The sequence below is a fragment of the Solibacillus daqui genome, assembly GCF_028747805.1.
In the GTDB taxonomy this organism is placed as follows: Bacteria; Bacillota; Bacilli; order Bacillales_A; family Planococcaceae; genus Solibacillus; species Solibacillus daqui.
Map to the genome: position 1 here is coordinate 957,996 of NZ_CP114887.1, position 12,457 is coordinate 970,452.

Below are 12,457 nucleotides of genomic sequence, written 5' to 3' on the forward strand. Positions count from 1 at the left end.
GAACGCGGCAAAAAATTGTTGCGTTCTTTTTTTGTACCATGTATATTGATATTAGTACCAAGTGCTAATACTAATCTTATAAAAAATTAAAGGCAGGTAACAATTACGTATGAAGCGTTCCAAAAAAGAGCGTCAGTCGTTATTGACTGAAAAAATAGCCGACAATCCTTTCATAACAGATGAACAATTAGCAACAGAATTTTGTGTCAGTGTTCAAACGATTCGTCTGGATCGCATGGAGCTAGCTATCCCGGAATTGCGTGAGCGTATAAAAAATGTTGCTGCGAAAAAATATGATGATGTAAAGTCGCTACCACTGGATGAAGTGATTGGTGAAATTATTGATATAGAGTTAGATAATCGTGCTATCTCGATTTTTGACGTCGGAGAAGAACATGTTTTCCAACGCAATGGCATTGCACGAGGGCATCATTTATTTGCACAGGCCAATTCATTAGCGGTTGCAGTAATAGATGATGAGCTTGCTCTAACAGTAAAATCAAATGTAGCTTTTGTTAAGCCTGTTAAAGCAGGTGATCGTGTTGTAACCAAAGCGATTGTAAAAGGGCGAAACACTGAAAAAAATCGTACATTTATTGACGTTATTTCAACAGTGGATAATGAAGTCGTTTTTAAAGGTGAATTTGAAATGTACCGCACGAAAGGTGAAGAAGCAATATGAAATTAGCAGTAGATGGTATGGGAGGAGACAATGCTCCCCAAGCAATCGTCGAAGGTGTCTTAATAGCCCTTGATGATTTTCCAAATTTAGAAATTGATTTGTATGGTGACGAGCAAAAGATGGCACCATATTTAAAGCAGCATAGCCGCTTAAATGTAATACATTGTACAGAAGTTGTAGAAGCAGATGATGATCCAGCACGCGCGGTTCGTCGTAAAAAAGACTCTTCCATGACACGTATGCTTGATGCGGTAGCAGAGGGGAAAGCGGATGCGTGTTTATCAGCAGGTAATACGGGTGCATTAATGGCAGGTGGCTTGTTTAAAGTAGGGCGTATTGAAGGCGTATCGCGACCAGCTTTAGCAACAACATTACCAACAATGAATGGTGATGGTTTCTTAATGTTAGATTTAGGCGCAAATGCGGATGCTAAGCCTGAAAACTTATTGCAATATGCAATTATGGGGGACATTTATGTCAAACAAGTGCGCGGTATTGCATCACCACGTGTGGGATTACTCAATATCGGTACCGAAGATAAAAAAGGGAACGAATTAACGAAATCCGCATTTACATTATTAAAAGAGGCAGATTTCAATTTTGAAGGTAATGTTGAATCACGCGAGCTATTAAATGGAGTAGCGGATGTCGTAGTGACAGATGGTTTCACAGGTAATATGACATTGAAGACACTTGAAGGAACAGCAGGCGCGATTTTTAAAATGTTAAAAGAGGCATTATTTGCAACGACGAAAACAAAAATCGCAGCGGCGTTAGTAAAAAACGATTTAAAACAATTAAAAGATAAAATGGATTACACAGAGTACGGTGGTGCGGCGTTATTTGGTTTAAAAGCACCGGTAATTAAAGCGCATGGCTCGTCTAATCCACGTGCAATCTATAGTGCGATTCGACAAGCTTCAATTATGGTAGAACATAAAGTTTGCGAAACAATTACTGAAAAAATTGAGCAAATGCCAAAATCACAATAAGGCTTTTTCATAAAGGGGAATTAGATATGACAAAAATTGCGTTTATTTTTCCGGGGCAAGGTTCGCAATCCGTGGGGATGGGTGCGGAACTTGTAGCAAACGACGAAAATAGTAACCAATATTATGTTCGTGCAGACGAAGTGTTAAATTTACCATTGTCGGACTATATGTTGAATGGTCCACAAGAAACATTAACACTGACGTATCATGCACAGCCAGCACTTTTAACTACAGGCGTAATGATTGCGAATAAGTTATTAGCAGCGGGGATTCAGCCGCATTTTACGGCAGGTCATTCATTGGGGGAATATAGTGCATTTGTTATTTCAGAAGTATTATCTTTTGAAGATGCGGTGCAAACGGTTCATCAACGTGGGGTGTATATGGACGAGGCAGTACCAGCAGGTCAAGGGGCAATGGCGGCAATTTTAGCAATGGACGGGGAACAGCTAAATGCCATTTGTGAACAAGTATCAACTACTGGTGAAGTCGTGCAAGTTGCGAACTTCAACTGCCCAGGACAAATTGTGATTTCGGGGACGAAACAAGGTGTCGATGAGGCATGTAAACGTGCGAAGGAAGCTGGCGCAAAACGAGCGCTTCCATTAGTTGTAAGTGGACCATTCCATAGTACGTTAATGCAAAAGGCGGCAGACAACTTAGCAACATCAATTTCTACATTATCGATTCAAAGTCCGAAAATTCCAGTTGTGAGTAATGTAACGTCACAATTGTTAACGACACCAGAGCAAATACAGCAAGAAATGGTCGCACAAGTAACGAGCTCAGTACTATGGGAACAAAATGTACAAACGCTTATTGCGCAAGGTGTTACGGTATTTATTGAATGTGGCCCAGGGAAAGTGTTATCTGGTTTGGTAAAGAAAATTGATCGCAACGTGCAAACATATTGTGTTTATGATGAAGCAAGCTTTGCGCAAGTTGTTGAAGCATCAAAGGAGTGGACGCAATGGGTTTAATGGGGAAATGTGCAATAGTAACGGGGGCTTCACGTGGCATAGGTCGTGCGATTGCGTTAGAATTAGCCAGTCAAGGTGCACGTGTTGTAGTAAATTACAGTGGTAGCGTGGAAAAGGCGAAACAAGTTGTAGAAGAAATTCAAGCAAACGGTGGCGAGGCAATTGCTGTACAAGCAGATGTAGCAAATGGTGAATCTGTACAGCAATTAATGCAAACTGCGCTTGAAACATACGGTTCAATTGATATTTTAGTTAATAACGCAGGCATTACACGCGATAATCTATTGATGCGTATGAAAGATGATGAATGGGATGATGTCATCAACACCAATTTAAAAGGTGTGTTCCTTTGTACAAAAGCGGTAACACGTCAAATGATGAAGCAACGTGCAGGTCGTATTATTAATATTTCATCAATTGTTGGTGTAGCAGGAAACCCTGGTCAGGCAAATTACGTTGCAGCAAAGGCAGGGGTAATCGGTTTAACAAAAACGACTGCTCAAGAGCTTGCTTCGCGAAATATTTTAGTCAATGCGATTGCACCAGGCTTTATTACAACAGAGATGACAGACGGTTTACCAGAAGATTTAAAGCAAGCGATGCTAAAGCAAATTCCATTAGCGAAGCTTGGACAGCCAGAGGATATCGCAAAAGCCGTAACGTTTTTCGCATCCGATAGCGCAAATTACATTACTGGCCAAACATTACAAATCGATGGCGGTATGGTGATGGCTTAGCTTTTTAACACACTCTTGAGGGGAGGTGACATTATGTCTACAGTAATTGAACGTGTAACAAAAGTAGTAGTTGATCGCTTAGGCGTTGACGAAAGTGAAGTAAAATTAGAAGCATCATTCCGTGATGATTTAGGTGCCGATTCATTAGACGTTGTTGAACTAGTAATGGAATTAGAAGATGAGTTCGATATGGAAATTTCTGATGAAGATGCAGAAAAAATCGCTACAGTTGGTGATGCTATCTCATACATCGAAAGCAAAGTAAGCTAATCAATAAACGTAAAGGGTGTTCTGTTGTATGAATCATATAACAGAACATCTTTTTTCGTGCGTGAAAGTTAAAAACAAATGGGGGAAAAATATTGCGCCAAAATTCATATTTGTCAAATTCCTTGGTTTTACGCGTTTTTTTAGCGACTACCCTTTGCACAATAGTATATAACAATGTAAACTAAACGATAGAAACTAGAAGGAAGGCAAAAAGTCCATGATGCAAAGAAGAAAAGGTAGTAACCAAAAAGTTGGGGTACTCCCTGAAAAAGTAAGAGCACAATTTCAATTAGTACAAGATGAAATGAATATTCATTTCACAAATAAGGCATTAATATACCAAGCCTTTACACATTCATCTTATGTGAATGAGCATCGCCGCAAACAATTTACGGACAATGAACGCTTAGAATTTTTAGGGGACGCAGTATTAGAATTATCAGTTTCAAAATATTTATTTGAAAAGTTCCCGAATATGAGTGAAGGTGAATTAACGAAATTACGTGCGTCAATCGTATGTGAGCCTTCGTTAGTCGTTTTTGCCAATGAACTAAATTTTGGCCAATTCGTTTTATTAGGTAAAGGCGAAGAACTAACAGGTGGTCGTGAACGTCCAGCTTTACTTGCAGACGTATTTGAATCATTTGTTGGAGCCCTTTATTTAGACCAAGGTTTAGAAGTCGTTGTCGCGTTTTTAGAACGTATCGTATTCCCTAAAGTAGAAGTCGGTGCTTTTTCGCATGTGATGGATTTTAAAAGTCAATTGCAGGAAATCATTCAACAAACAAATAATGGCCTTTTACATTATGAAATTGTCGATGAAAAAGGACCAGCGCATAACAGAACCTTTGTTTCACGCGTACTATTAAACAACCAAGAATTAGGCCTTGGTCGTGGTAAATCGAAGAAAGAAGCTGAGCAGCAGGCTGCGCAAAGTGCGATGGCTATGCTTAAGCAGTCAAAGCCAGAGGGGGAATAAAATGTTCCTTAAACGACTTGAAGTAGTAGGATTTAAATCATTTGCTGAACGGATTGGCATTGATTTTGTTCCTGGAGTAACTGCAGTAGTTGGCCCAAATGGTAGTGGTAAAAGTAATGTTACAGATGCCATTCGTTGGGTTTTAGGTGAGCAATCTGCAAAAAGTCTACGTGGTGCGAAAATGGAGGATGTTATCTTCGCCGGAAGTGAATCACGTAAAGCATTAAATTTTGCAGAAGTAACACTTGTTTTGGACAATACAGATGAGCAAATCGCTATTCCATATACAGAAATAAATGTCACAAGACGTGTGTATCGTTCAGGTGATAGCGAATATTTGCTGAACAATCAGCAATGTCGCCTGAAGGATATTACGGACTTGTTTATGGATTCGGGTCTTGGAAAAGAAGCGTTTTCGATTATTTCACAAGGGCGTGTTGATGAAATTTTAAACAGCCGTCCAGATGATCGTCGCAGTATTTTTGAAGAGGCAGCTGGTGTTTTAAAATATAAATTACGTAAGAAAAAAGCCGAGCATAAATTAGTCGAAACCGATGAAAACTTAAATCGTGTACTTGATATTTTACATGAAATCGAAATTCGCCTAGAACCGTTAAAAATCCAGGCTTCTAGCGCAAAAGACTATATTCGCATGACGGCAGAATTGAAGGACTTTGACATCGCGTTAATGGTCCACGACATGCTAGCACATGATGCAACATTAAAAGCATTCGATGTAGAGCAAGGTACGTTAGCAATTTCGGAAAAAGAGCATGCAACAAAAATGTCCCAGTTTGAGACAAATTTACGTAAAATGCGTAGCGAGTTAAAAACGATTGATGAAGTGCTAGACATTTCACAAGAGCAGCTTGTCGAAGCGAGTGCTGAAGTAGAGCGTTGGGAAGGACGTAAAGCATTATTTAATGAAAAGCGTTCGAATGCAGAAAAGCAAATCCAACAATTAAAACAGTCACATAAACAAGCGAATGACACAGTTTTAGAACTAGTAGGACAAGAGCAAGAAAAACGCAAGCAATTTACCGAAAAGCAAAAAGTAGTACAACAAGTGCGTTCATCATTAAAACAAGTTGAACAAGCATTGACACGTACAGCCTCTGAAATTGAACAAGAAATTGAACAGGCGAAAAATACGTTTATTAACTTATTAAATGAAGAAGCAACGGTTAAAAACGAACTGAAGCATATTGATCAGCAACTTTCACAAGAGCAGGCTTCTGCAGAGCGAATGACTGGTCGTTCGTCTGAGATGCAAAAAGAGCTCGCACAGGTAGTTGTAGAACAGCAAACAACAGCACGTGCACTTGAACAATCAGAGCTTGCAGTAAAAGAACAACTTGGCCGTTATGATGTATTACAAATGCAGCTAAAAACAGCAACAGCTAATTTAGATGAAAAGCAAGCGTTGTTATATAAAGCATATCAGCACCATCAACAGTTAAAAGCACGTAAAGAAACGTTAGCCGAGTTAGAGGCCGATTTTTCGGGCTTCTTCCATGGTGTAAAAGAAATACTACTTGCCCGTGATCGTGGTGAGTTACAAGGAATTGAAGGGGCGGTAGCGGAACTAATTCAAGTAGAGTCGAAATATTCACAAGCGCTTGAAACGGCATTAGGTGCAGCTTCACAGCATATTGTGACCGCCAATGAGCAACACGCACAAAAAGCAATAGGGTGGTTAAAGCAAAAGCGTGCAGGTCGTGCGACATTTTTACCGAAAACTGTTATGCGTTCACGAAAAATCCAACCTCATCAATTGCAAGATATTCAGTCGCATCCCGCATATATTGCATTGGCATACGAATTAGTAAGTTATGCACCTGAAAATACGAATATTATCGAAAACCTTTTAGGAAACGTCCTAGTAGCCGCGAATTTAGAGGGAGCGAGTCAAATCGCACGTATTTTAGGTTTTAAATACCGCGTGGTGACGCTAGAAGGCGATATCGTCAATGCAGGTGGTTCGTTAACGGGTGGTGCATTAAAGCAACAAAGTTCCCTATTTTCACGAAAGGCTGAGCTCGAAAAATTAGTGACAACATTAGCTGAAATGGAAGCGACGATTCAATCTGCTGAACAAAAGGTTTCAACGAAGAAGTCTGAAATTGCAGAGCTACGTCATACATTAGAAGAGATGAAGTTACAAGGTGAGACACTACGTGAACAAGAGCAAATTCATCGTTCAAAGCTATTAGAGTTGGATATGACGGTAAAGAGTTTACAAACAACGGTTACGTTAACTGAATCTGAACAATCGACAGTAACAACACGTAAAGAAACGTTAGCCGAACAGCAGCAACTTTCGACAGTACGTTTAGCACAATTACAAGAAGAATTACAAGAAGTACAGCAAACGGTAGATGAGCTCACGAAGGCAAAAGAACAAAGTGAAACACAAAAAGATGTGTTGCGTGAACAATTAGCGCAGCAACGTTCTGAGTTAGCCGTTGCACAGGAGCAGTTAACACAAGTACAAGCTGCAATTGCAGACATTGAGCTAAACTTAACGAAAGTAAAAAATCAATCTGATAAAATTTCCCAGGAAATCGAGTGGATTGAATCTGAGGATGGTGTGAATGGCCCATCTGCTGAAGAATTAGCACAAACGATTACAGACTGGACAGTGAAAAAAGATGCACTAACGGAAACGATTCAAAAAAACCGAAAGTCTCGTGATTCATTGCATGAACAAGTTACAGAAATTGAAATCCAACTACAAGAAGTACAACGTGTACATAAAAGCTATGTCGACGCAATTCGTGCATTAGAATTAAAACGTAGTCGTATTGAATTCGAAAAAACAAACTTGCAACAGCTATTACTCGAGCAATATGAGCTGGACATTATTACTGCACAAGATGAAGCAATCCATATTGAAGATGTAGAACAAGTGCGTCGTAAAGTGAAGCTATTAAAACAATCAATCGAAGAATTAGGGCCGGTAAACTTGTCGGCAATTGAAGAATTTGACCGAGTACAAGAGCGCTACTCCTTCTTAAGTGAGCAGCGTGAAGATTTAGTTGCTGCCAAAGATACATTGCATAAAGCTATTGGTGAAATGGATGAAGAAATGAGCGAACGCTTTAGCGAAACATTTAAGCAGATTCGTCAGCAGTTTGTTGTTTCATTCCGCGAATTATTTGGTGGCGGTACAGCTGATTTAGTACTGTTAGAACCAGATAACATGTTAGAAACAGGTATTGAAATTATTGCGCAACCGCCAGGCAAAAAGCTGCAAAGTCTAAGTCTTTTATCCGGTGGTGAACGTGCATTAACTGCAATTGCTTTATTGTTTGCGATATTGAATACACGTCCAGTACCGTTCTGTGTACTTGATGAAGTAGAGGCAGCACTTGATGAATCGAATGTTGCGCGCTATAGTGATTATTTACGGAAATTTAGCAGTCAGACGCAATTCATCGTTATTACACACCGTAAAGGTACGATGGAAGGAGCGGACGTTCTATACGGTATTACAATGCAAGAATCGGGCGTCTCGAAGCTTGTATCAGTAAAACTAGAGGAAGAACCCGATTTAGTAACGCAAGGGAGTGTCGAAAAATGAGCTTTTTTAAGCGACTAAAAGAAAAATTAGTAGGTAGTAACGAAGAACAAAAAGTTGAGCAACCAGAACTTGGTGAGCAACAAGTAGCCGAACTGTCTCCTCTAGAAGTTATTGAAGAAGCAGTGAAACCCGTTCAAGAAATTGAAAAAGAGATTGAACAAACTGCTGCAGAAGAAGTAGAAACAACATCAACAGCAAAAGAACCTGTCGAAGAAGTTTTATTTGGCAATGAGACAGTTGAAACCGTAGAAGAAATCGTTGAGGAACAAGTAGAAGAAGAGTCGACGAAACCTTCTGCATGGTCGATTACACAAAAATTCAAAGCTGGTTTAGAAAAAACCCGCAATTCGTTTACATCAAAAGTTAATGATTTAGTAGCGCGTTACCGTAAAGTAGATGAAGATTTCTTTGAAGAATTAGAAGAATTACTGTTACAAGCAGATGTAGGGTTTGAAACGGTTATGGATTTAATGGATAAATTACGCTATGAAGTACAGCGTCAAAACATTAAAGACACAAACGGCATTCAAGCAATTATCTCAGAAAAATTAGTTGAAATTTATGAGTCTGGCGAGGAAAACCTAACGGACTTGAATATGCAGCAAAACGGTGATTTAACAGTTATTTTATTTGTAGGTGTTAACGGTGTTGGTAAAACGACGACTATTGGTAAATTGGCACACCGTTTAAAATCAGAAGGGAAGTCGGTTATGCTTGCCGCGGGTGATACATTCCGTGCAGGTGCGATTGACCAATTACAAGTTTGGGGTGAGCGTGTCGGTGTTGAAGTGATAGCTCAATCAGAAGGTTCTGACCCAGCTGCTGTAATGTATGATGCGGTTCGTGCAGCGAAAAACCGTGGCGTTGACGTATTAATTTGTGATACAGCAGGACGTTTACAAAACAAGGTCAACTTAATGAACGAGCTTGAAAAGGTGCACCGTGTCATTTCACGCGAAATTCCAAACGCGCCACATGAAGTATTATTAGCATTAGATGCGACAACAGGTCAAAACGCGCTAGTACAGGCACAAATGTTCAAAGAGGCAACAAATGTTACAGGTATCGTATTAACGAAACTAGATGGTACGGCAAAAGGTGGTATCGTTTTAGCTATTCGCAACAAATTACACATTCCAGTAAAATTTGTTGGACTTGGTGAAAAAATGGACGATCTACAACCGTTTGATGCAGAGCGTTACGTATACGGTTTATTTGCGGATGGTTTAGAAAAAGAGCTGAAAGAAATAGAAGATTAACTTGCTTCAGCAGATTTTTTTTCGGCTGAATAGGGAAACGAAGGTTAAATCGTCACGTCCTGTGACAATGCCTTCGTGATCAACTTTTTGTTGACCTAATGCTCCGGCGGATGTCCCAGATTTTTTTCGAGTGAACTTGAAAAAAATCTGGACGAGAGTTAGCCGAGGTGTAATTGATTGTTTTACGGGCAACAATTTTGTTGCTCGTTTTTCTTTTTCGTAAATTTTGTCACAACCAAAATGAAAGACAAGGGAATTACCTTGACAGTAAGCGTTATCACGATTATGATAAGGTAGACAAAATATGATTGGAGAGATTAAGATGCTACTTGAAAAAACAACACGCATGAACTTTCTCTTCGACTTTTATCAAGCACTTTTAACAGATAAGCAGCGCAGTTATATGGAGCTTTATTATTTAGATGACAATTCACTTGGTGAAATTGCCGAAAGCTACAATATTTCGCGTCAAGCTGTTTATGATAACATTCGTCGTACTGAGGCGATGCTTGAAGAATATGAAGAAAAACTAAAGCTTTTTGAAAAATTTCAACAACGTCAAGATGTGTTAAAGCAGCTAACAGAGGCTATACAAGATGACGCTTCTACTATAGAAGTGCGTTTAGCATTAGTTGAACAATTGAAGGAATCGGATTAGGAGGCGAACGAGTTGGCTTTTGAAGGTTTAGCAGAGCGACTCCAAGGTACGATCCAAAAGATTAAAGGTAAAGGAAAAGTTTCGGAACAAGACGTAAAAGAAATGATGCGTGAAGTCCGATTTGCCTTAATCGAAGCGGACGTAAACTTAAAGGTAGTTAAGGAATTCGTTAAAAAGGTTAGTGAGCGTGCGGTCGGCGTTGATGTAATGAAATCATTAACACCTGGTCAGCAAGTTATTAAAATTGTACAAGATGAGTTAACTTCATTAATGGGCGGCGAACAAAGCCCAATTAAATTCAGCAACCGTCCACCGACAGTTATTATGATGGTCGGTTTACAAGGTGCCGGTAAAACGACGACAACAGGTAAGTTAGCGAGCGTTTTACGCAAAAAATATAATAAAAAACCTTTATTAGTTGCTGCTGACGTTTATCGTCCGGCTGCAGTTCAACAGCTACAAACTTTAGGGAAACAATTAAACTTACCTGTGTTTGCACTAGGTACGGATATTTCTCCGGTAGAAATTGCACGCCAAGCGATTGAACACGCCAAAGAAGAGCACCATGATGTTGTATTAATTGATACAGCAGGTCGTTTGCACATTGATGAGCAATTAATGCAAGAGTTAAAGGATATTCGCGCACTAAAAGAGCCAGATGAAGTATTCTTAGTAGTGGACTCAATGACAGGGCAAGATGCAGTAAATGTTGCGCAAAGTTTTAACGAAGCTGTAGGTATTACAGGCGTTGTTTTAACAAAATTAGATGGTGATACACGTGGTGGTGCGGCACTTTCAATTCGTGCTGTAACCGAAAAACCGATTAAATTCGTCGGTATGGGTGAAAAAATGGACGCACTTGAACCATTCTACCCTGATCGTATGGCGTCACGTATTTTAGGGATGGGCGACGTATTATCGTTAATCGAAAAAGCACAAGCAAACGTTGACATGGAAAAAGCAAAAGAGCTTGAAGAAAAATTCATGACACAAAGCTTTACATTCGACGACTTCATCGAGCAAATGCAAGCCGTAAAAAAAATGGGCCCATTAGAAGATTTATTGAAAATGATTCCAGGTGCCAACAAAATGAAGGGCTTAGACAATGTCAAAGTCGATGAAAAGCAAATGGGGCGTATTGAAGCAATTATTTATTCAATGACACCTGCTGAAAAAACAAACCCAGAAATCATCTCTTCAAGCCGTAAAAAACGTATTGCAACTGGTTCTGGGACGACAATTCAAGAAGTCAATCGTTTGTTAAAACAGTTTGAAGAAATGAAAAAAATGATGAAGCAAATGACTGGTATGACGCAAGGAAAAGGCAAGAAAAAGATGAAAATGCCAGGATTTGACCAATTATTTAAATAAAAATTTAGGTGTTAAGAAAAAACACTTTACAAACAACCAAGACATTGCTAATATAATATCTTGTGTGAAACTTATTCGGAGGTGCTATTAAAATGGCAGTTAAAATTCGCTTAAAACGTATGGGAGCTAAAAAATCTCCTTTCTATCGTATCGTAGTTGCAGACGCTCGTTCACCACGTGACGGTCGTCAAATCGAAACAGTAGGTACTTACAACCCACTTACTCAACCAGCTACAGTAGAAATCAATGAAGAGTTAGCTCTTAAATGGTTAGCTGATGGTGCAAAACCATCTGATACTGTACGTAACCTGTTCTCAGAACAAGGTATCATGGAAAAATTCCATAACGCTAAATACAGCAAATAATTCAATGATTAATTCGGAGGTGGCTTTATGCAGCAGCTGATTGAAGCAATTGTGAAACCATTAGTCGATTATCCTGAGGACGTACGTATTGAGACGGACGAAACTTCAAGTCGAGTTGTTTATAAGCTTTTTGTTCATCCAGAGGATCGAGGGAAAGTCATAGGCAAGCAAGGACGTGTTGCGAAGGCAATTCGTACGATTGTGTACTCAGCAGCGGGCGGCCACCAGAAGAAGACATACGTCGATATATTGGATTAGTAAAAGGAGGGTGGCATTTTGCTAACCCTTCTTTTTCATATTTGTTATGATAATTCAATCAACAATATTTTATGAATGAGCTAGTTGATTGAAATGGAGGTGGCGATTGTAGCTGACGGCTAACGCCTTTCGCTACAGAGCGAAGCTTCCTGTGGGAACAGCACATGTCTATTTGCGACGAAAGCAAAGCGATAGGAGCACCGACACTTGAGACGCATGGAACAAAAGCTAAGACAGCCACGCCCTGTGGCAACGCTTTTATGACCAACGTCGTGTTGGCCTTGTGCCCACGGAAAACGTCCACCGGAATGGAAATCAACAGG

The 12,457-nt window shown here is 39.7% G+C and carries 12 protein-coding genes; all 12 read left to right on the forward strand.

Annotation, left to right across the window (positions count from 1 at the left end):
* The first annotated feature begins 109 nt into the window (after nucleotides 1-109).
* The 12 genes from fapR to O7776_RS04510 all read left to right on the forward strand — a co-directional run bounded on the left by fapR (nucleotide 110) and on the right by O7776_RS04510 (nucleotide 12,134).
* Nucleotides 110-682: a transcription factor FapR gene (gene fapR / locus O7776_RS04455; protein WP_274309426.1), complete on the forward strand. Its 573-nt coding sequence runs from the start codon at nucleotides 110-112 to the stop codon at nucleotides 680-682.
* The gene (gene plsX, locus O7776_RS04460) at nucleotides 679-1,674 is read left to right on the forward strand and encodes a phosphate acyltransferase PlsX (protein WP_274309427.1); all 996 of its coding nucleotides are present in this window, start codon (nucleotides 679-681) and stop codon (nucleotides 1,672-1,674) included. Before fapR ends, plsX begins: the two co-directional genes overlap by 4 nt.
* A 26-nt stretch (nucleotides 1,675-1,700) precedes the next feature.
* A complete protein-coding gene (gene fabD, locus O7776_RS04465) occupies nucleotides 1,701-2,654 on the forward strand; it encodes an ACP S-malonyltransferase (RefSeq protein ID WP_274309428.1) in 954 nt (317 codons plus the stop codon).
* Nucleotides 2,645-3,391 (forward strand): 3-oxoacyl-[acyl-carrier-protein] reductase, encoded by a 747-nt coding sequence (gene fabG, locus O7776_RS04470; protein ID WP_241367951.1) that lies wholly within the window; start codon nucleotides 2,645-2,647, stop codon nucleotides 3,389-3,391. Before fabD ends, fabG begins: the two co-directional genes overlap by 10 nt.
* A gap of 33 nt (nucleotides 3,392-3,424) precedes the next feature.
* The gene (gene acpP, locus O7776_RS04475; RefSeq protein ID WP_241367952.1) at nucleotides 3,425-3,661 is read left to right on the forward strand and encodes an acyl carrier protein; all 237 of its coding nucleotides are present in this window, start codon (nucleotides 3,425-3,427) and stop codon (nucleotides 3,659-3,661) included.
* A 217-nt stretch (nucleotides 3,662-3,878) separates the two neighbouring features.
* Complete coding sequence (gene rnc, locus O7776_RS04480) at nucleotides 3,879-4,640, forward strand: ribonuclease III (RefSeq protein WP_274309429.1); 762 nt, start codon at nucleotides 3,879-3,881, stop codon at nucleotides 4,638-4,640.
* A gap of 1 nt (nucleotide 4,641) precedes the next feature.
* Nucleotides 4,642-8,223, forward strand: a complete 3,582-nt coding sequence (smc, locus tag O7776_RS04485; RefSeq protein ID WP_274309430.1) for a chromosome segregation protein SMC — start codon at nucleotides 4,642-4,644, stop codon at nucleotides 8,221-8,223.
* A complete protein-coding gene (ftsY, locus tag O7776_RS04490) occupies nucleotides 8,220-9,482 on the forward strand; it encodes a signal recognition particle-docking protein FtsY (protein WP_274309431.1) in 1,263 nt (420 codons plus the stop codon). The genes smc and ftsY overlap by 4 nt, the downstream gene beginning before the upstream one ends.
* A gap of 322 nt (nucleotides 9,483-9,804) precedes the next feature.
* A complete protein-coding gene (locus tag O7776_RS04495; RefSeq protein ID WP_274309432.1) occupies nucleotides 9,805-10,140 on the forward strand; it encodes a putative DNA-binding protein in 336 nt (111 codons plus the stop codon).
* Between the two features lie 12 nt (nucleotides 10,141-10,152).
* On the forward strand, nucleotides 10,153-11,511 hold the full coding sequence (gene ffh / locus O7776_RS04500) for a signal recognition particle protein (protein WP_274309433.1): 1,359 nt from the start codon (nucleotides 10,153-10,155) through the stop codon (nucleotides 11,509-11,511).
* A gap of 92 nt (nucleotides 11,512-11,603) precedes the next feature.
* Nucleotides 11,604-11,876 carry a 30S ribosomal protein S16 gene (gene rpsP / locus O7776_RS04505; RefSeq protein ID WP_241367956.1) on the forward strand — a complete coding sequence of 91 codons (273 nt, stop codon included), beginning with the start codon at nucleotides 11,604-11,606 and terminating at the stop codon, nucleotides 11,874-11,876.
* A 27-nt stretch (nucleotides 11,877-11,903) separates the two neighbouring features.
* On the forward strand, nucleotides 11,904-12,134 hold the full coding sequence (locus O7776_RS04510; RefSeq protein WP_274309434.1) for a KH domain-containing protein: 231 nt from the start codon (nucleotides 11,904-11,906) through the stop codon (nucleotides 12,132-12,134).
* The last annotated feature ends 323 nt before the right edge of the window (nucleotides 12,135-12,457 follow it).